15 protein-coding genes are annotated in these 17,815 nt (G+C 68.8%); 12 read left to right on the top strand and 3 right to left on the bottom strand.

The genetic code is table 11. From position 1 onward, the window contains the following. The 10 genes from ACFQQJ_RS14745 (at nucleotide 1) to ACFQQJ_RS14790 (ending at nucleotide 9,737) form a co-directional block, all read left to right on the top strand. A complete protein-coding gene (locus ACFQQJ_RS14745; RefSeq protein ID WP_377107596.1) occupies nucleotides 1-954 on the top strand; it encodes a hypothetical protein in 954 nt (317 codons plus the stop codon). 2 nt (nucleotides 955-956) lie between these two features. Then, nucleotides 957-1,544: a glucose-6-phosphate isomerase gene (locus ACFQQJ_RS14750; protein WP_377107598.1), complete on the top strand. Its 588-nt coding sequence runs from the start codon at nucleotides 957-959 to the stop codon at nucleotides 1,542-1,544. Between the two features lie 25 nt (nucleotides 1,545-1,569). After that, a complete protein-coding gene (locus tag ACFQQJ_RS14755; RefSeq protein WP_377107600.1) occupies nucleotides 1,570-2,487 on the top strand; it encodes a phosphoglycerate dehydrogenase in 918 nt (305 codons plus the stop codon). Continuing rightward, nucleotides 2,474-3,136 (top strand): histidine phosphatase family protein, encoded by a 663-nt coding sequence (locus ACFQQJ_RS14760; RefSeq protein WP_377107602.1) that lies wholly within the window; start codon nucleotides 2,474-2,476, stop codon nucleotides 3,134-3,136. The genes ACFQQJ_RS14755 and ACFQQJ_RS14760 overlap by 14 nt, the downstream gene beginning before the upstream one ends. A gap of 131 nt (nucleotides 3,137-3,267) precedes the next feature. After that, nucleotides 3,268-4,476: a sugar ABC transporter substrate-binding protein gene (locus ACFQQJ_RS14765; RefSeq protein ID WP_377107604.1), complete on the top strand. Its 1,209-nt coding sequence runs from the start codon at nucleotides 3,268-3,270 to the stop codon at nucleotides 4,474-4,476. Next, entirely contained in the window at nucleotides 4,473-6,050 is a 1,578-nt protein-coding gene (locus ACFQQJ_RS14770; protein ID WP_377107606.1) for a sugar ABC transporter ATP-binding protein, read from the top strand. Before ACFQQJ_RS14765 ends, ACFQQJ_RS14770 begins: the two co-directional genes overlap by 4 nt. After that, nucleotides 6,047-7,072, top strand: a complete 1,026-nt coding sequence (locus ACFQQJ_RS14775) for an ABC transporter permease (protein WP_377107608.1) — start codon at nucleotides 6,047-6,049, stop codon at nucleotides 7,070-7,072. The genes ACFQQJ_RS14770 and ACFQQJ_RS14775 overlap by 4 nt, the downstream gene beginning before the upstream one ends. Before the next feature lie 118 nt (nucleotides 7,073-7,190). Continuing rightward, entirely contained in the window at nucleotides 7,191-7,985 is a 795-nt protein-coding gene (locus ACFQQJ_RS14780; protein ID WP_377107610.1) for an SDR family NAD(P)-dependent oxidoreductase, read from the top strand. Between the two features lie 88 nt (nucleotides 7,986-8,073). Further along, the gene (eda, locus tag ACFQQJ_RS14785; protein ID WP_377107612.1) at nucleotides 8,074-8,712 is read left to right on the top strand and encodes a bifunctional 4-hydroxy-2-oxoglutarate aldolase/2-dehydro-3-deoxy-phosphogluconate aldolase; all 639 of its coding nucleotides are present in this window, start codon (nucleotides 8,074-8,076) and stop codon (nucleotides 8,710-8,712) included. 23 nt (nucleotides 8,713-8,735) lie between these two features. Further along, the gene (locus ACFQQJ_RS14790) at nucleotides 8,736-9,737 is read left to right on the top strand and encodes a serine hydrolase domain-containing protein (protein WP_377107614.1); all 1,002 of its coding nucleotides are present in this window, start codon (nucleotides 8,736-8,738) and stop codon (nucleotides 9,735-9,737) included. A 146-nt stretch (nucleotides 9,738-9,883) separates the two neighbouring features. Here ACFQQJ_RS14790 and ACFQQJ_RS14795 read toward each other — a convergent pair whose 3' ends face one another. Together ACFQQJ_RS14795 and ACFQQJ_RS14800 are read right to left on the bottom strand one after the other, a co-directional pair. After that, nucleotides 9,884-11,269 carry an MFS transporter gene (locus tag ACFQQJ_RS14795; RefSeq protein ID WP_377107616.1) on the bottom strand — a complete coding sequence of 462 codons (1,386 nt, stop codon included), beginning with the start codon at nucleotides 11,267-11,269 and terminating at the stop codon, nucleotides 9,884-9,886. Between the two features lie 88 nt (nucleotides 11,270-11,357). Then, complete coding sequence (locus ACFQQJ_RS14800) at nucleotides 11,358-12,524, bottom strand: ROK family protein (RefSeq protein ID WP_377107618.1); 1,167 nt, start codon at nucleotides 12,522-12,524, stop codon at nucleotides 11,358-11,360. 360 nt (nucleotides 12,525-12,884) lie between these two features. On the opposite strand from ACFQQJ_RS14800, the gene ACFQQJ_RS14805 reads away from it, so the two are divergent. After that, a complete protein-coding gene (locus ACFQQJ_RS14805; protein WP_377107620.1) occupies nucleotides 12,885-15,440 on the top strand; it encodes a beta-glucosidase in 2,556 nt (851 codons plus the stop codon). A gap of 155 nt (nucleotides 15,441-15,595) precedes the next feature. After that, entirely contained in the window at nucleotides 15,596-16,597 is a 1,002-nt protein-coding gene (locus ACFQQJ_RS14810; RefSeq protein ID WP_377107622.1) for a hypothetical protein, read from the top strand. A gap of 460 nt (nucleotides 16,598-17,057) precedes the next feature. Here the strand turns inward: ACFQQJ_RS14810 and cobA are convergent, their stop codons facing one another. Then, complete coding sequence (cobA, locus tag ACFQQJ_RS14815) at nucleotides 17,058-17,813, bottom strand: uroporphyrinogen-III C-methyltransferase (RefSeq protein WP_377107624.1); 756 nt, start codon at nucleotides 17,811-17,813, stop codon at nucleotides 17,058-17,060. Between the last annotated feature and the right edge of the window lie 2 nt (nucleotides 17,814-17,815).

Here is a 17,815-nt window from a genome sequence, read left to right on the forward strand (position 1 = left end):
ATGCCCCTGCTTCAGCCTGCCCGCACGCCGACGATGTACTTCATCGGCGTCACCACCGGATCGTCGTCGATCATGCGGGTGTTCCCCCGCTGGGCCGAACACCTCGGCATCGATGCCCGCATCACAGGCATCGACCTCCCGCTCGACGCCGACCCGGCTGCCTACCGCGAGGTCGTGTCGTTCATCAAGAACGACCCGTTGTCGCTCGGCGCCCTGGTCACCACCCACAAGCTCAACCTCTTCAAGGCCAGCCGGGACCTCTTCGACGGCGCGGGGGAGGACACGCGCCTGCTCGACGAGGTCAGCAGCATCTCGAAGCGGGGAGCCGAACTCTGGGGCCACGCGATGGACCCGCTCACCAGCGGCTTGTCGCTGCTCGCGATCGTCGGGGAGGACGCCTGGCGTGGAGGCGAGCACCTGGTGCTCCTCGGCGCCGGCGGCTCGTCACTGGCGCTCACGCTCTTCCTGCATCGCCGCAAGGTCGCCGGGGAGTCCGTGCCCGATCGCGTCGTCGTGACGAATCGGCGCGAGCACCGGCTCGACGAGATGCGGCAGATCCACGCGGCGATCGGGTTCTCCATCCCGATCGACTACATCCTCGCTCCGGACCCGCAGGTCAACGACGCGGCCGTCTCCCAGGCGCCGCCGGGATCGGTCATCGTCAACGCCACCGGGCTGGGCAAGGACCGGCCCGGCTCGCCGCTCACCGACGCGGTGAGGTTCCCTGCCCGGGCGATCGCCTGGGACTTCAACTACCGGGGCGATCTGGTCTTCCTCGACCAGGCGCGCTCCCAGGCGGCCCCCGCCGGTCTCGGGATCGAGGACGGCTGGGTCTACTTCCTCCACGGCTGGACCCGCGTGATCAGCGAGGTCTTCCACATCGACATCCCAACTGCGGGGCCCGAGTTCGACAAGCTCGGGGAGATCGCCCGCGGCGCAACAGAGAAGGGCTAGACATGACCACCACCACTGTCCCGGCAACCAGCACCAACTTCGACCTGCGGACCGGCCTGAACGATCAGCGGCAACCCCTTCGTCGTCGCATCTCGGACATGGCCGCCATGTTCTCCGACGAGGCGGCTGCCCGATCGAAGGCCGCAGTGAACGACGAACTGATGTACGAGTTCTACGACATGGACGTGCCGCCCACCTCGGGCGACATCGCCTACGGCACGAGCATCGTCTACCCGGGGCGCATCGGCGACGAGTACTACATGACGAAGGGCCACTTCCACGAGGTCCTCGACACCGGCGAGATCTACTTCTGCCTCTCCGGCGAGGGCTACATGCTCATGGAGAACCCCGAAGGAGACGTGCAGTGGGAGAGGTTCGTCCCCGGCCAGGGGGTGTACGTGCCGCGCCGGTACGCCCACCGCAGCATCAACACCAGTGACTCCGAGCCGCTGATCACCTTCTTCGCGTTCCCCGGCCACGCCGGGCACGACTACGGAACGATCGAGGAGAAGGGCTTCCGGAAGCTGTGCGTCGCCGGCGCGAGCGGGCCCGAGTTCGTCGACAACCCGAAGTGGAAGGCCGAGGCCTGACATGGGCGTGGCCGGACTGATCGCGGTGACCCCTCGGTCGCTCTCCGAGGCCGGGCACCCGAGCCTTGCACGGCTCGAGGCCGCAGGCTACGAGGTGGTCTTCCCGGCCCCCGGCCGCACTCCGACGCTCGCGGAACTGGAGGCGGTCCTGCCCCGGTGCGTCGGCTACCTCGCCGGCGTCGAGCAGGTCCCGTCTGCGCTGCTGGAGCAGTGCCCAGGGCTGCGGGTGATCAGCAGGAACGGGGTCGGGGTCGACAACGTCGACCTCGACACCGCGGCGCGGCTGGGCATCACGGTGGTGCCCGCCCTCGGCGCGAACTCGCAAGGGGTGGCCGAACTCGCCCTGGCCCTCGCCTTCGGGGCGGCGAGGATGATCCCGTGGTCGGACGCCAGGCTGAAGTCCGAACGCTGGCAGCGGACCCGTGGCCTGGAGCTCTCCGGCCGCACGCTCGGGATCGTGGGGCTGGGGCAGATCGGCCGCCGGGTCGCTGCCATGGCCGCCGGGATCGGGATGCGGGTGATCGGCCAGGACGCCTATCCCGATCGAGGCTGGACCACGCCGTCCGGCTTCGAGTGGGTCGGGATCGAGTCGCTCATCGCCGGGTCCGACGTCATCACCCTGCACGCCCCGGGTGGAGATCGACCGCTCCTGGGTCGTGCGGAGCTGGCTCGCATGCGGCCGGGGGCGATCCTGGTCAACACGGCCCGGGCGAGCCTCGTCGACCAGGCGGCCGTGATCGATGCGCTGGACTCGGGGCACCTGCGCGCCTACTGCATCGATGCGCACGAATCCGAGCCGCCGGCCGACTACACGCTGGTCCACCACGAGCGTGTCATCGCAACTCCGCACGTGGGTGGGTTCACCGAGGAGAGCGTCGAGCGTGCCGCGGCCGCGGCCGTTGACGGGCTGTTGCGAGCGCTGTCGGGCGATGCGGGCGACTGAGGGTCCGACCACCCTGCTGCTGGTCCGGCACGGGAGGACGGCGTGGAACCGGACCGGTCGCTGGCACGGGCAGGCGGACGTCCCGCTGGACGACCTGGGCGCCCGCCAGGCGATCGCCCTGGCCGACCACATGCGGAGGCTGCGACCGGACGTGGTGGCCAGCTCGCCGCTTCGCCGGGCCCGGGACACGGCGGCGACGCTCGCCTCCGCCATGATCGACCCACCCCCGGTCCTCCTCGACGACCGCCTCAAGGAGGTCGATGTGGGGGAGTGGGAGGGCCTGGTCGATCGCGAGGTGCTCGATCGGGATCCGTCGTTCCTGGCCGCCCGCGGCGAGGACCGCCGGTTCTCCGACACCGGCGAGAGTCCCACGGAGTGCGGCGCTCGGGTCGCCAGTGCTCTGGGCGACCTCGCTGCCGTTCACCGGGCAGGCCTGGTCCTCGTGGTGAGTCACGCCTACGCCATCCGGGCCGCGGTCGGGACGCTGCTCGGGTGGGACCTCGCGCCGACCCAGTCGCTTTCCGGGCTGTTCAACTGCGCCCATGCGGAGCTCCGTGCCTTCCCTTCCGGCTCGTGGGAGCTGGTCTCCTGGAACAACTGCGATTCGCGGATCCCGGGCCAGCGAAGCGGTGAGATCAAGGTGCTCTGACTCGACACCACGTCACGTTCAGGTAAAAATTTCCGCGATAGTGTTGACCAACGCCAGAAAATACTGCCAATCTGGTCCCACGCGATGCAGCGGTCAGCGGGACCGCTCCGCAGCTCGGGAGGTTCCAAGACATGACCATCAGCGCGAGTACCGTCCGCCTCCGAACAGGTGTGGGCGCGGCCGTCGTGAGTATCGGCCTTCTTCTGACCGCATGCAGCGCAGGCTCGGGCGCGCCGTCCGGGGCCTCCCAGGCGCCGGCCACCGGCACCGCAACGGCGGCGTCGGCCGATCTGGCAGCGTTCGAGGCGACGGCGCAGAAGGCCGTGGACGCGGCGAAGGCCCCCCAGACCCCCGAGACCGCCCCGGTCCCGACCGGGGGCCCGGCTCCCAAGGCGGGCGTCAAGCTGGTGATCATTCCCTGCTCGATGGCGGTCGAGGGCTGCGCACGGTCCGCGCGATCGGCCAAGGAGGCGGGCGAGCTGCTGGGCTGGGACGTGAAGATCGACGATCCGTCGCAGGGCCAGGGTGGACCGTCCGCCGCGATCCAGCGGGCCGTCTCCAGCAAGGTGGACGCGATCATGACGACGTCCATCGACGCCGGTGCGGTGAAGGCCGACATCAAGGCTGCCCGGGACGCCGGCATCGTGGTCGTGTCGAACATGGCGGGCAACGTGGACGACCTCTACCAAGCCATCGTCCCGCCGCTCGAAGTGAACTTCGACGCCGGGTACCTCCTCGGCCAGCAGGCGTTCCTCAACGCGAAGAAGACGTTTGGGCAGCCGGTGAAGGCCGTCGTCTTCGAGGATGACGAGTTCGCGACGGTGCAGCAGCGGATCGCCGGGTTCAAGAAGTTCATCGCCGACTGCGCAGCGGCCGGGGGCGGCTGCGCCGTCCTCTCCGAGGACAAGCACCTCGCTGCCGACATCGCCACGAGCCTGCCCAACCGGGTCGTCCAGACGATCAAGCAGCACCCCGACTACAACACCCTGTTCGTCGGGTTCGACGCGGCCCTCAACCAGGTCATCACCCAGGGCCTGATCCCGGCGAACCTCGCCGATCCCACGAAGGCCCAGGCCTTCTCTGTGGACTGCGACGTCGCCAATGCCAAGATCGTGGCCGAGGGCGGCATCCAGAACGCCTGCATCGGGTTCGCCTTCCAGCGCGCCGGCTACGGGCACGTCGACAACATCAACCGGCTCGTGCAGGGGCAGCCGGCAGCGGATCAGGGTCTCGTCGGCAAGCTGGTCGTCAAGGAGAACGCCGCAGGCCTGACGGAGAAGGCCTGGGACGGCGACTTCGACGCCATCCCGCTCTACAAGAAGGCCTGGGGCCTCGAATGACCTCATCCGCCCTGGCGGAGGACAGCTCCCGCACGGCTCTGGCCGTGCGGGGGCTGTCCAAGACCTTCACCGGGCAGCGGGCGCTCGACCACGTCGATCTCGACCTGAGGGCGGGCGAGGTCCACGCCCTGCTGGGAGAGAACGGGTCCGGGAAGTCGACGCTGATCAAGTGCCTGGCCGGCTACCACTCCCCGGACGACGGCGGCTCGATCACCATCGGAGGGGAGCCGGTCGAGCTCCCCCTCACCCCCGCGCAGGCCACTCGGCTCGGTCTCGTCTTCGTCCATCAGGACCTCGGCCTGATCCCGAACCTCTCGGTGGCGGAGAACTTCGCGATCAGCCAGCGGTACAACACCGGTCTGCTCTCCCGCATTCGCTGGGGTGCCGTCCGCAAACGTGCGCTGGAGGTGCTCGGACGCCTGAACCACGCCGACATCGACATCGACAGTCCCGTCTCCAGGTTGCCCGTTGCCACCCAGACGATCGTCGCCATCGCCCGGGCGCTGAGTTCGGCCGAGTCCGGCGCTCGCGTGCTCGTCCTCGACGAGCCGACGGCCGCCCTGCCCGACGACGAGGCGGAGAGGCTCTTCGCCGCAGTGCGCCACATCGTCGCGTCCGGGGTTGCGGTGTTGTACGTGTCGCACAAGCTCCACGAGATCCTCGTCCTGGCCGATCGTGCGACCGTGCTGAGGGACGGTCGACGGATCGACACGGTCGAGTGTGCCGGCCTGCGCGAGCGCGACCTCGTGCGCCTCATCGTCGGTCGGGACGTGGAGATTCCGCAGCGGGCGGCCCGCGTGAGGTCGACGGAGCCGGTGATCGAGGTGGCCAACCTCCGTGGCAACCGGCTGAAGGATGTGACCTTCGCGATCAACAAGGGCGAGATCGTCGGACTGGTGGGGATGCTCGGCTCCGGGCGGAGCGAACTGGCGCGCATGCTGTTCGGTGCGCAGTCACCTGCCGCGGGGCAGATCCGGCTCTCGGGACGCGCCGTGGAGCTCACGTCGCCTCGCGCCGGGCTTCGGAACGGGATCGCCCTGGTGCCGGAGAACCGCCGGCGCGACGGCGGCGTCCTCGACCTGCCCATCTCTGTGAACCTGACCCTGCCCGCCGTCACCTCCTTCTTCCGCAACGGGCGCATCTCGAGGCGGCGCGAACGAGCAGTGGTGGCGGACCTGATCACCCGTTTCGGCGTCAAGCCACCCGTGCAGTCACGTGCGTTCAAGTACTTCTCCGGCGGCAACCAGCAGAAGGTCGTCATCGCGAAGTGGATGCACACCGAACCCCGGCTGGTCGTCTTCGACGAGCCGGTCCAGGGCGTGGACATCGGTGCCCGCGTCGAGATCTTCGACCTCGTCGGCGAAGCGGCGGCGGCCGGGACGGCCGTGCTCCTGATCTCCTCGGAACTGGATCTGATGCTGAGCGTCTGCGACCGGATCCTGGTCATCCGCGACGGCGCGCTCGTGGCCGACCTTCCGAACGAACACCTCACCCGCGAACAACTCACCGAGCTCATCTACTTCGGGAGCCAAGAGGACCCGCTTGGCAAGGACCTCCAAGGGAGCGACGCATGACCACTCAACTCTCCACCGATTCCGGCCCGCAGGCTGGGGCGCGAACCCGGACCGTGCGGTTGCCAGGAGGGCGGACCGAGCCGCTGAAGCTCTTCTCGGCACGCATCGCCCTCCCGGTCATCCTGCTGTTCTTCGTCATCGTCTTCTCGGCGTTGCGTCCCGACACGTTCGCGACGGCGTCCAACCTGACGACGGTGCTGAGCCTCCAGGCAGTGCTCACGATCCTCTGCCTCGGGCTGTTGCTGCCGCTGATCGTCGGCGAGCTCGACCTGTCGATCGCCGGCAACCTGGGGTTGTCGGTGATCCTGGTCACGGGCCTGACGTCGCAGTCCGGCTGGCCGCTCGTCCCTGCGCTCGTCGCCGCGGTCGGAGTCTCGACCCTCATCGGTCTCGTCAATGGCCTCCTGGTGACGCGGATCGGCATCAACTCGTTCATCGTGACGATCGCCATGAGTGCGCTGATCACGGGCTTCATCGGTGGCTACACCCAGGGGAACGTCTTCTACTCCAACATCCCCGAAGGCCTGGTGGCCCTGGGACGGGGCGACTTCCTCGGTGTCCCCAAGCCGGTCGTCTACGCCGCGCTCGTCGCGCTCCTCCTGTGGTACCTGCTCTCCAGCACGCCGCTGGGCCGCTACTTCTACGCGATCGGTGGGTCGAAGGACGCCTCAAGGCTCAGCGGTGTCTCCGTGAAGAACGTCACGCTCCTGGCGTTCGCGGGCGCCGGCTTCCTGGCGGGCGTGGCGGGAATCGTCCAGGCCGGAATTCTCGGGAGTGGGAACCCGACCGTCGGGAGCCCGTTCCTGCTTCCCGCCTACGCCGCGGCCTTCCTTGGGGCCACGGCCGTCCAGCCGGGCGTGTTCAACGTCTGGGGAACCGTTCTGGCCGTGATCACCGTCCAGGTCGGCACCACCGGCCTGGTGCTGCTCGGTGCGCCGTTCTGGATCGAGCCGGTCTTCCAGGGTGGTGCCCTCCTCATCGCGGTCATCGCCGCACGGTGGCTGAAGGGGGAGGAGATTTAGACGCGCACGGACCGACTCCGGGTCCGCCTCCGCGGCGCTGGGCCGTGAAGGGTGGAACGGATCCGGCCCTCTGAAGGAACCTCGACGTCAACCGCAATCTAGCTAGGGGACACGAACCATGAACATCGACCTCACCGGCACGACGGCCGTCGTGTCGGGATCAACCCAAGGAATCGGACTCGCCATCGTCCAGGGCCTGGCCGGCAGCGGCGCAGCCGTCGTGCTCAATGGACGGAGCGAGGAGACGGTCGCGCGCGCCGTGGCCGCCACCAGGGCCGCTGTGCCCGGAGCCGCCGTCACCGGCGTGGCCGCCGATCTGGCGACCGCTGTCGGGGTGGACGTGCTGCTGGAGCGCGTGCCGCGGGCGGACATCCTCGTCAACAACCTCGGCATCTTCGACCCGCGGCCCTTCTTCGAGATCGATGACGCCGAGTGGGCGAGGTTCTTCGACATCAACGTGATGAGCGGGATCCGCCTCTCCCGTGCCTACCTCCCCTCGATGATCGAGGCCGGCTGGGGGCGTGTGGTCTTCGTCTCCAGCGAGTCAGCCCTCCAGATCCCCCCGGAGATGATGCACTACGGGATGACCAAGACCGCCCAGCTGGCGGTCTCCCGGGGGCTGGCCGAGATGTGCGCCGGGACCGGGGTGACGGTGAACTCGGTCCTGCCTGGTCCGACGGCGAGCGACGGAGTCTCCGACTTCGTCTTCAAGCTGGGAGCCAAGCCGGGCCAGACGCCTCAGGAGGCCATCGACGAGTTCGTGCGTACGGAGCGACCGACCCAGCTCCTCCGGCGCGCCGCAACGCCCGACGAGGTCGCCAACATGGTCGTCTACATCTGTTCGCGCCAGGCGTCGGCCACGACCGGCGCAGCGCTGTCCGTTGATGGCGGCACCCGCCGCTCGATCGTCTGACGTCCATGATGCTGCCGACGAGCCGGCCGGCCGGACGCCTGCACGGACGCTGTCGTCCGCGTGCGGACCGGGCCGGGAGGGCGGACTGATGCCCTCGGTCGATGTTGCCGCAGCGCTCCGCGCCGTCCGGTTCATGCCGGTGGTGACGATCGAGGACGCCGAGGACGCGCTCCCGCTGGGTGAGGCGCTCCTGGAAGCCGGGATTTCCCTGGTGGAGGTCACCTTCCGGACGAAGGCGGCCCAGCGCGCCATCGCGCGCCTGCGTACCCGTCTCCCCGAGCTGCTGGTTGCGGCGGGCACCGTCCTGGGCACGCCGGTCGTGGAGAAGGCGATGGACGCGGGCGCCGCGTTCGTGGTGTCGCCCGGCCTCAACCCCACCGTGGTCGACTACTGCCGCTCCCGGCGCATTCCCTTGGTACCCGGCGCGAACGCACCCAGTGAGATCGAGATCGGGCGGGAGCGCGGGGTCGCGGTGTTCAACTTCTTCCCCGCGGAGACGTCGGGTGGCGCGCCGCTGCTGCGCGCGCTCACGCGTCCGTTCGTGGGAATCGAGTACCTGTGCTCAGGCGGCGTGACGCTGGCCAACCTGGGCGACTACCTCGCCATCCCGCAGGTGCTGGCGTGCGCCGGGAGCTGGGTCGCGCCCCCGGAGGCCATCGCCCAGCACCGGTTCCCGGAGATCACCGAGAGGGCGCGCGCCACCCTGGCAGCCATCGCGCCCGGCTGACCGGTGGAGTGCGACACTGGACCGTGCAGATCGACGAGGGCGCGGTCGACGCCGCAGCGACCGAAACCGGCTTCACGGGCGTGGTGGCGATCGACGTCGGGGACGAGCGAGTGCTGGAGCGGTGCTACGGCTTCGCTCACCGGGCACTGGCGGTGCCCAACACGCCGGACACCAGGTTCGCGCTGGCCAGCGGCAGCAAGACCTTCACCGCGCTGGCGGTGCTGCGCCTCGTCGAGCAGGGCCGGCTCCGGCTGAGCGATCCGGTGCGCCCGATCCTCGGTGACCACCTGCCGCTGATCGACGACGCGGCGACGATCGAGCACCTGCTCACCCACACCTCGGGGATCGGTGACTACCTCGACGAGGAAGCCGACTGGCAGCCCACCGACTACGTGTTGACCGTGCCGGTGCACGTGCTCGCCTCGACCTCGGCGTTCCTGCCGATGCTGGAGGGGCGGCCGCAGAAGTTCTCCCCCGGCGAGCGGTTCGGCTACTGCAACCAGGGGTTCATGGTGCTCGCGCTGGTGATCGAACGGGTCGCCGGGACCGGCTTCCACGAGTTCGTGGACAGGGAGGTGTTCGTCCCCGCGGGTCTCACCCACACCGGCTTCCTGCGCTCCGACGACCTCCCCGGCGATGCGGCGCTGGGCTACTTCGAGAAGGCGGGCAACCACACCAACGTGCTGCACCTCCCGGTGCGCGGCAACGGCGACGGCGGCGCGTACACGACGGTCGCTGACCTGCACCGGTTCTGGCGGGCCCTGCTGGCCGGCCGGATCGTGGGGCCGGAATTCGTCGCCGAGCTCACCCGTCCCCGCAACGACGTGCCCGAGGAGGCCATGCGCTACGCCGCCGGCCTGTGGCTGCACGCCACCGGGCCGCAGCTGATCATGGCCGGCTACGACGCCGGGGTCGCGGCACGATCCATCCACGACCCGGCATCGGGGACCACGGCGACGGTGCTGAGCAACAGCTCGCGGGGCGCCGGGCCGGTAGTCGACGTCGTCCAGGGGTTCTTCGACTGATTCCCGGGCGGGCGATCCACCAGTCCAGCCTGCGATGCGACCTGCGGCGCCGCGACGTGACCCCAGTCACGGGGGTCCTGGCCCTGAAGACCTCCCCTGATCTCAGCACTGCGAGTGTGCGGCGGGCACCTCCTGCGAGGAGGCCACTACCGAAGCTGCGCGACCCGGGTGATGAAGGCGCCTGCCGCCACAGCAAGCACAGCGCCAGCCGCCCAGAGCGGCGCGTAGCTGTGGGTGGCGGCGATGATGGCACCCCCGAGGATCGGTGCCACCGCCTGTCCGAGATTGCCGGCGAGGGCGCTGAGGCCGAGGTCGCGCCCAGCGTCGTGCTGGTCCTCGATGATGCCGATGAACATGGCCTGGTCAAGGGCGAGGAAGGTTCCTAGGGCTGCGCTGGTGAGCACACCCTGGACGAAGAGGGCGGGCAGCGTCGGCCAGGCGAACGGGACCAGGAAGGCAGTGCCCAGGACGAGAGCCGAGGTGATCGCGATCGGCTTACGCCTGCCCGATCTGTCTGCCAGCCGGCCGGCACCGAGCATGGCGCCGAGGGCCAGGGGTGCCGCGGCGAGGGTGATCCAGGGGATGGTCCGGGCCGCCTCGAGCGCCGTCATGGCGGGCTGGATGTAGCTCTGCATGAGGTAGAGCGAGTAGGTGGCCGTCATGCCGGACCCGACGGAGACGGCGAGCTTCGCGGCCCAGAGCCACCGGTAGTCGGGGCGTGTGAAGGGTGCGAGAAGCTCGATGACGATCGTCCGCCTTCCCGGCCGTACGCCAGACTGCTGACGGGATTCCTTCTGCGTCAGGGCGAAGAGCAGGCACGGCACCCCGAGAGCGACGGCGAGGAGGAAGTAGGCGTCGAGGCCCGCGACGGCAAAGAGCGTGCCCACCAGGAAGGAGCCCGCCAGTGACCCCACCAGGCTCGCGACTCCGGTGAGCGCGGACGCGGAGGCAACCCGGTTGTGGGGAACCCGGTCGGCAATGGTGGCTGTCAGCGGACCCTGCGCGACGTTGATCGCGGTCTGGCTGATCGACCAGCACGCGATGAGCCAGCCGATGCTGGGCGAGTAGCGAAGGGCGATCAGGAAGCCGGCGCCGATCACTGATCCTCCGGCTATCCACGGCGAGCGGCGGCCCCAGGGCCCGGCTGTGCGGTCGGAGAGAAGGCCGACGACAGGCTGCGCGAGCATTGTGCAGAGGACGCCGATGGACGTGACGAGCGAGAGGTCCTGGGCGCGCTCGGTCTCGAAACCGTCCAGCAGCGACAAGAGGCGAACCTGGTCACCGACGGGCGTCGCGCCGCCGGCGCGAAGCTGGGCGCGAAGATTGGTGAGGGCGGACAGATCGACTCCTGCGTCGATGCCGCGGAACCACTGGTGGAAGACCAACTCCTGTACCTGGATGGGCAGAAGGATGCTCCCGACCGCTCCCCAGACGAGGAAGATGCCGGTGACGGCAGTTGCGTACCACGCGAGATAGCCGGTGAGGTTGGTCTTCGGCCCCGGGTGACCGCTGCCTGGTTGCGCTCTGGTCACGCCGTGCGCATCGCTGTCGGTCCTGAGCGGCGACGGCGGCGCCGTGCTGATGTCGCGTCGAACAAGGGTGGCTCCGGTGGCAAGGAGGTCAGGTGACGCTCAGTTGGCGCATATCCCGCGCAAAGGCTCGTGTCGTCGCAAAGGCGGGCAGGGGCGTGGGGGTGGCTGCGGCGATTCCGAGGGCGATGGCCCCGTGAAGGTCCGCGCCCTCACCGAAGGCGCCGAGTTCGACCCGCAGGTGGGGCGAGGTCCCCGGGAAGGTGTACGCGTCGAGGGCCTCCTTGACGCCGACGATGAACGGGGCACCTGCTGACCCGAGGGCTCCGTCGATCACCAGGCAATCCAGGTCGGCGACGCCGACCAGTCCTGCGATGGCGCGTCCGAGCTTGCGTCCGGTGCGGCGCAGGAACACCTCGACGACCGGAACCCGATGAGCAGCAGCCTTCTCGATGTCGGCGAAGGAGGTGACCTGGGGGAACACCTCCCGGAGCTCGCGGACCATTGCATCGCCGTTGATGACCCGCCCGGCACACCCCACAAGGCCGCACCAGCACAGCCAGTCGCCCCCTTCGATCGGAAGGTGGCCGACGTCTCCCGCGTGACCATTGGACCCCGAATGGATGCGGCCCTCGATCACCAGGCCTCCACCCGTGGCCGTCACAACCCGCACATAGAGCAGGTTCCGGGCCCCCTGGCCGGCCCCGAAGGTGAGTTCGCCGAAGGCGGCCAGATTCGCGTCGTTGTTCACGAGCACCCGACCACCGAGCACCTCGAGACCGTCGATCGGCTCCGCCGGGCCCAGCCGCGAGACGACCACTGTGCGCTCGCTGTCGTCGTCGTCCGCGACCAGCCCGGCCACCAGGGATGCCGCGGTCGCGAGTTGTGTGTCGATCGGGGTGAAGTGCTCGCAGGGGCGGCTCTGGCGCGACCTGATCGTTCCGCTGCCGTCGGCGACAGCGACGGTGACGGCGTCGTGGCCCAGGGAAACGGCGAGAAACGACCCCTGTGGCGGCGCGAGCCGGAGCAGCTTCGGCGGCCTGCCGGCCACGCGGCCCTCAGGATCGTCGGCGGACTCGGTGATCAGTCCGGCCCCCAAGAGATCGGCAACGAGCCCGGCGCCGGCTCCCCGCGAGAGTTCCAGGAGCGAACAGATCTGGACGCGGGTCAAGGGTCCCAAGGTGGCGAGCAGGCGAAGTACCTGCTCGCGGCGAAAGGCGCGACGTTGCTCGTTGCCGGCCGTAGCTGGGGCGACCACGACCGCATCCTACGACTTGCGCGACCTTCTGGCCAGCAAGCGCGAAGAACTCCCGAGATGCGACCGTGCGAAGGCTCCGAATTGCCCTTGACGCGAGCAAAATAGGCACCATATGGTGACCGGCGACGATGGTTCAGCCCGGAAACAGAACTGATTGTTCGCCCAGTGGAGTTGGGTCGCCCGGGGCTGACTCGCCGTCGCTCAGATGGACGGCCACCACGGTGGTGGCAGCCCGGGTCGGCTCAGAGCCGAGAAAGGACCCACATGAAGTCCCCAACCATCCGGTGGCGCAAAGCCGCATGCGCGGTATGCCTCAGCATCGCCATGTCCGCCGGAGTCCTGTCTTCGACAGGGATCTCCTTGGCTCAGGCCGAGGCCATCCCGGTTGTCACCGGCAACTCCCGGGTCGACGGCCTGCTGGCCCAGATGACGCTGGACGAGAAGCTCACGCTGATCACGGGCAAGTCCGTGTCGTCCGCGCCGGATCCCGAGAACCAGAGCCAGGCCGGCTACCTGCCCGGGATCGAGCGGCTCGGCATCCCGTCGCTCACCCTGGCCGACGGGCCGCCCGGCGTCGTCACCAAGGAGGAGTCAACCGGAATGGTGTCGACTCAGGGCCTGGCGGCGACCTGGAACACCGACCGCGCCTACGCAGACGGCAAGGTCATCGGGAAGGACGCGGAAGCCCTGGGCCAGGACGTCGTGCTGGAACCGTTCATCAACATGAACCGCGACACGAGCGCGTCCCGCACCTGGAACACCTTCGGCGAGGACCCTTACCTGACCTCGAGGTTGGCGGCCGCCACGGTCAAGGGCATCCAGAAGAACGGGACGATGGCGCAGGCCAAGCACTACGTTGCGGCGGACGGTGCGAACAACATCCTGATGGACGAGCAGACCTTCCACGAGGTCTACGCGGCACCGTTCGACGCCGCGATCCAGGCGGGCGTGAGTTCCATCATGTGCGCCTACAACGCCACCAACGTCAAGGGAGAGACCGACACCTCGGCCAAGATCAGCATGTGCGGCAGCGAGTACCTCCTCACGACTGCGCTGCGCGACGAGATGGGCTTCACCGGCTTCGTCACGTCCGACTGGGGCGGCACCCACGCGACCGACAACCTGGCCGCCGGACTCGACATGGAGATGCCGGGCAGCAGCTTCTTCACCCCCGACAAGGTCAAGGCGGCGATCGACGCCGGTTCCGTGACCGAGGCCCAGGTGACGACGGCCGTGGGTCGAATCCTGTACACCTACGACCGGTTCGGTCTTCTGGACAAGGCGCCGAAGCACGCCGTGACCGCCGAGAACCGTCGCTACGACAATGCAGTGATCGAGGAGACGGCCGAGCAGGCGGCGGTGCTGCTGAAGAACGAGAGCAACATCCTGCCGTTGAGTTCGAGCAAGACGGTGGCGTTGATCGGGCCGGGCGCGGGTCAGACGATCGCCACCTACGGCACCGGCGAGAAGTCCGGGGGCATCGCGGCCGAGCAGCAGGTCGGCACCTACGACGTCCTCGCCAAGCGGCTGGGAACCAAGAAGGTGTCCTACGCGGTCGCCAACGACATGACCGGGGAGCCGGTCCCGGCGTCGGCGTTGTCCCATGACGATGAGCCGGGTCTGGTCCGGACGACGACCGGGGCCAGTGACACCACGGTCGATGACCAGGTGTGGTTCACCAACGAGAAGGGCAACGCCCTGCCCGCAGGCAGCGTCAACAGCTGGAAGGGCACGCTGACCGCCCCGGAGGACGGCAAGTACTGGATCAACGTCGGCGTCCTCGGCAGCACCGCTTCGATGAAGATCGACGGCAACTCCTACGGCGGCGGCGGCTTTGGCGGCGGTGCCCGCTATGGCGCCCTGCACGCCAACGAGGGGAACGGCCCCATGCCGGCGACCGACAACATCGCGAACTTCCGGTACGAGGTCACGCTCACCGAGGGCGACCACACGATCGAACTCAGCAACGCTCTCGACAAGAGCAACGACGCCGTGCAGATCCGCCTGTCCTGGGTGACTCCGTCGCAGCGGACGGCGAACCGCCAGGCGGCGATCGATGCTGCGAAGGCCGCCAAGGTTGCGGTGGTGTTCGCGTACGCGACTCAGGAGGGCGACCTGTCCTCGGCGCTGCCGGAGGGTCAGGACCAGCTGATCGAGGACGTGGCGGCGGCGAACCCGAACACGGTGGTCGTGCTGAACAACAACCAGCCGATCGCGATGCCGTGGCTGTCGAAGGTCAAGGGTGTGCTCGAGATGTGGTTCCCCGGTGACCGTGGTGGCTGGGCGACTGCCAATGTCCTGCAGGGCAAGGTCAACCCCGGTGGCAAGCTGCCGATGACCTGGCCGAAGAGCATCGGCCAGGAACTCGCCCACCAGGACGACCACCCCGAGCGGGCAAGCGCAGGTGTCGGCGAGTCGTGTGGTTTCGTCGGTGGCATCGCCAATCCGTGGAACTGCCCGGTGACGACCTACTCGGAGGGACTGAACGTCGGCTACCGGTTCTTCGACAAGGAGGACCAGACCCCGCTGTACGCGTTCGGCTACGGCCTGTCGTACACGAAGTTCAGCTACTCCTCGCTCAAGGTGCGCAAGGCGGGCGACGGTGGCCTCAACGTGTACGTGCGGATCAGCAACAACGGTAGCCGCACCGGTGACGCGGTGCCGCAGGTCTACCTGGGCAGGCCTCGTGACGTCCCGTCGGGGGTGAAGTTCGCCAGCACCGCGCTTGCCGGTTTCGACCGGGTCACGATCAAGGCGCACCACAGCAAGTACGTGAAGATCCACGTGCCGCTGCGGCAGCTGCAGTACTGGGACAGCGAAGCCGACCAGTGGGTGAAGGCCACGGGCCAGCGGACCCTCAGCCTCAACAGCAGCGCGACCCGCACCGAGAGGATGACCGCCATCACCGTGAGCTGATCCGATCGAGCTCACATCGAGTGAGTCGCGAGTGAGTCACGGCGGTACCGGGTGCCCGTCCCGGTACCGCCGTCGGCTGCAGCGCCGAGGCCAACGGCGGATCGGCTGGACGCGAATCGCACTCCCTCTCCCCACAACGCCCCAAGGAGGCCTCCTTGAGCCCAGCCGTCGACATGGCGTCCCCCAGAGACTGGGCCATGGAGCACATCTACCGGCTCATCCAGGAATCGACCTCCATGACCCGCCCTGCTCTCGTGGCCCGCAGCGGTCTTCCCGCCAGCACGGTGGGCCACGCGGTCGCCCGCCTTCTCGACTCGGGGCGGATCGTCGAAGGGGAACGGCCGCCCAAAGGGCCAGGAACGGGAAGTGGCCGACCACCTCGAGTCTTCCGCGTCCCTGTCGCCCCGTCCGTCGGCGCGGCCATCAGCTTCCGAGCCGACCGGATCGATATCGCGATCGGGGACGCGCGCGGCAGAGTCCTGACGACGTCGACCATCACTCTCGAACCCGGGAGAGGAGGGGACGAAGCCGAGTTGGCGTGCGACGGGCTCGAAGCGTTGTGCCAAGCCCGGCAGGTGAGCGCGCTCTCCGGAGTCGTCGCCGGACTGTCCTCGAGTCGTGCCCGCCTGCTCGATGGCGGGTCTCGCGCAGCTCTCCGCTCGGCGCCGCACCGTCTCGGCAGGAGACTGGCCGACCGCCTGGGCGACACCGCTGTGGAGATTGACAGCCGGATCTACCTGGCGACCTACGGAGAACTCCACCTCGGTACCGGACGATGCCACGAGAACTTCGTCCTCTGTCACCCGGCTGAGCCGGACGAGGTGGGAATCGTCCTGAACGGGAGGGTGTACCGGGGAGGGGTCGGGATCGCCGGACGGCTACCGGCAACGCGAGGGTTCGCCGGTTCCATCGCCAGCGTCTGCACCCTGCTCAATCCGACGGCCGTCGTCATCTCAGACGACGGATCGGAGGCCGTTGCGTCGATGATCAGCACTGTGCGACAGGCAATCGACGCCCTCACCCCGCCGGCCATCGCCGCTGGCGTGGAGGTCGTTGCAGGAGAGCTCGGTGCGGGCGCCGGGGTCCGGGGGAGTCTCCTGCGCGCAGGCCAGGTCCCGCGGGTTGCGAACCTCACGAGGCTCGGTCCATCCAGGTAGGCGGACGCCGGAACTGCGCGGGCCCGGATTCGGGGGACCTGCAGCCGGTGCAGAGGGATGACTCTGGTCACGGAGTAACTTCGATGGTGGAGCTAAGGGGATTCGAACCCCTGACCTTCTCATTGCGAAATGCTCTCAGGCGTGCACGCCACAAGGCCAAATGCCCTCTGACAAGGCGAAGCATAACAAGTGACGTGCGGCCACGGCACCTCTGGCAAAGGTAGATAGCGCACGATGGCGCACGAGCGAGCGGTCTGCCGGGTGAGGGGGACCTTGCTGCCCGCGATCTGACTCGAGCTCAGGGTGGCGGTGACCGTCGTTGGGTCGAGTGGCGCGGTGTCGGAACCGATGGCGCGGATGGTCAGTGTCTGGGTGCCGGTGTGCGTGCAACCGTGCAGGGTTCGTGGACCGCACCCGGCGGTCCACGCGCCGCTGCCTCGGGCACTGCCCGTCCGCGTGCCTACTCCGACCCGCCGAGCTCCAACCCGACAACGGCTCCGATGACGATGAGGGCGGGTGGCTGGACGTCGTGTTCGGCGGCGAGTCCGGCCAGGCTAGCGACCGTGCCGCGGACCACGCGTTGGTTGGGGGTGGCTGCCCTGACGACGATGGCAGCGGGTAGGTCGGGGTTGAGGCCGCGGGCCATGAGCCCTTCGGTGATCTCGGGGAGGTGAGCGACGCCCATCAGGATGACGATGGTGCCTGAGCTCTGGGCGAGCGCGTCCCAGTTCACGGTGGAGGCCGGGTGGTCGGGTCCCACGTGGCCGGACACGACGGAGAAGTTCTGGGTGATGCCCCGGTGAGTCAGGGGGATGCCGGCCAGTTCGGGTCCGGCGATCGCGGAGGACACTCCGGGGATGACGCGGACGGGGATGCCGGCAGCGGCACAGGCCAGCCATTCCTCGCTGCCGCGTCCCAGCACGAACGGGTCGCCACCCTTGAATCGGACGACGCTGGCGCCGGTGCGCGCGTGCTCGATGAGCAGGGTGTTGATGTCGGCCTGGGCCGTCTGGCAGCCGCGCGGGATCTTGCCGACGTCGACGAGGACGGCGCCCGGCCTCGTCTGGTCGAGGCAGGCGAGGGGGGCGAGGTGGTCGTAGAGCACGACGTCGGCTTGTTGCAGGGCGCGCAGCCCGCCGATCGTGAGCAGGTCCGGATCACCGGGACCGCCCCCGACGAGGATGACCTCGCCGGTGGTGCGGTTGTCGGGGCTCATGG

The sequence above is a fragment of the Propionicimonas sp. T2.31MG-18 genome, assembly GCF_964266745.1.
Lineage (GTDB): Bacteria > Actinomycetota > Actinomycetes > Propionibacteriales > Propionibacteriaceae > Propionicimonas.

Coding starts and splice junctions, on each gene's coding strand:
- eda (WP_377107612.1), top strand. CDS start 8,074: ATGCCCTCGGTCGATGTTGCCGCAGCGCTCCGCGCCGTCCGGTTCATG.
- ACFQQJ_RS14745 (WP_377107596.1), top strand. CDS start 1: ATGCCCCTGCTTCAGCCTGCCCGCACGCCGACGATGTACTTCATCGGC.
- cobA (WP_377107624.1), bottom strand. CDS start 17,813: ATGAGCCCCGACAACCGCACCACCGGCGAGGTCATCCTCGTCGGGGGC.
- ACFQQJ_RS14780 (WP_377107610.1), top strand. CDS start 7,191: ATGAACATCGACCTCACCGGCACGACGGCCGTCGTGTCGGGATCAACC.
- ACFQQJ_RS14775 (WP_377107608.1), top strand. CDS start 6,047: ATGACCACTCAACTCTCCACCGATTCCGGCCCGCAGGCTGGGGCGCGA.
- ACFQQJ_RS14765 (WP_377107604.1), top strand. CDS start 3,268: ATGACCATCAGCGCGAGTACCGTCCGCCTCCGAACAGGTGTGGGCGCG.
- ACFQQJ_RS14770 (WP_377107606.1), top strand. CDS start 4,473: ATGACCTCATCCGCCCTGGCGGAGGACAGCTCCCGCACGGCTCTGGCC.
- ACFQQJ_RS14750 (WP_377107598.1), top strand. CDS start 957: ATGACCACCACCACTGTCCCGGCAACCAGCACCAACTTCGACCTGCGG.
- ACFQQJ_RS14760 (WP_377107602.1), top strand. CDS start 2,474: ATGCGGGCGACTGAGGGTCCGACCACCCTGCTGCTGGTCCGGCACGGG.